The 1,171-nt window shown below is 63.4% G+C and carries 1 pseudogene; it reads left to right on the top strand.

What is annotated here, in order from left to right:
* Positions 1–1,171 (top strand): annotated as a pseudogene (locus tag B2P82_RS15685) (excinuclease ABC subunit UvrB); the annotation flags it as partial.

Raw genomic sequence — 1,171 nt, 5'->3', positions numbered from 1 at the left:
TCCTATTACGATTACTACCAGCCCGAAGCCTACGTGCCGCGCGCCGATCTCTATATCGAGAAGGAATCCTCCATCAACGAGGCCATTGACCGGATGCGCCACTCGGCCACCCGCGCCATCCTCGAGCGCGACGACGTGATCATCGTCGCCTCCGTCTCGTGCATCTACGGCATCGGCTCGGTCGAGACCTACACGTCGATGACGTTCAAGCTCGAAGAGGGCCAGCGCATCGACCCGCGCCGCGTCGCCGAACAGCTCGTCGCCAACCAGTATACCCGCAATGACATGGCCTTCACCCGCGGCACGTTCCGTGTGAAGGGCGACGTGGTCGACATCTTCCCGGCCCACTTCGAAGACCGCGCCTGGAAGCTCTCCTTCTTCGGCGACGAGCTGGAGAGCATCACCGAGTTCGACCCGCTCACCGGCCGCACCATGCAGAAGCTGCCCGCCATCAAGATCTATGCGAACAGCCACTATGTGACGCCCCGCCCGACGCTCAACCAGGCCATCGACAAGATCAAGGCGGAGCTGAAGACCACGATTGCCCATTTCGAGGCCAACGGAAAACTGCTCGAGGCCCAGCGCATCCAGCAGCGCACCCAGTACGATCTCGAAATGCTCGCCGCCACCGGCTCCTGCAACGGCATCGAGAACTATTCCCGCTACCTCACCGGCCGCAAGCCCGGCGACCCGCCGCCGACCATGTTCGAATACCTGCCCGACAATGCCCTCGTCTTCACCGATGAGAGCCACCAGACCGTGCCCCAGATCGGCGCCATGTACAAAGGCGACTTCAGCCGCAAGACCACGCTGGCCGAATACGGCTTCCGCCTCCCCTCCTGCATGGACAACCGCCCCCTCAAATTCGAGGAATGGGACGCAATGCGCCCGCAAACCGTCCACGTCTCGGCCACGCCCGGCAAGTGGGAGCTGGACCGCACCGGCGGTGTGTTCACCGAACAGGTCATCCGCCCCACCGGCCTGATCGACCCGCCGGTCGAGGTCCGCCCCGTCTCGAAGGATGGCGCCAACCAGGTCGATGATGTCATGGCCGAGGTCAAGGACGTGGCCGCCAAGGGCTATCGCAGCCTGATCACGACGCTGACCAAGAAGATGGCGGAAGACCTGACCGACTTCCTCAACGAAAACGGCGTGCGCGTGCGCTACATGC

The organism is Hyphomonas sp. UBA4494 (assembly GCF_002388935.1).
Classification (GTDB): domain Bacteria; phylum Pseudomonadota; class Alphaproteobacteria; order Caulobacterales; family Hyphomonadaceae; genus Hyphomonas.
This window is presented reverse-complemented; position numbering and strand designations above follow the sequence as displayed.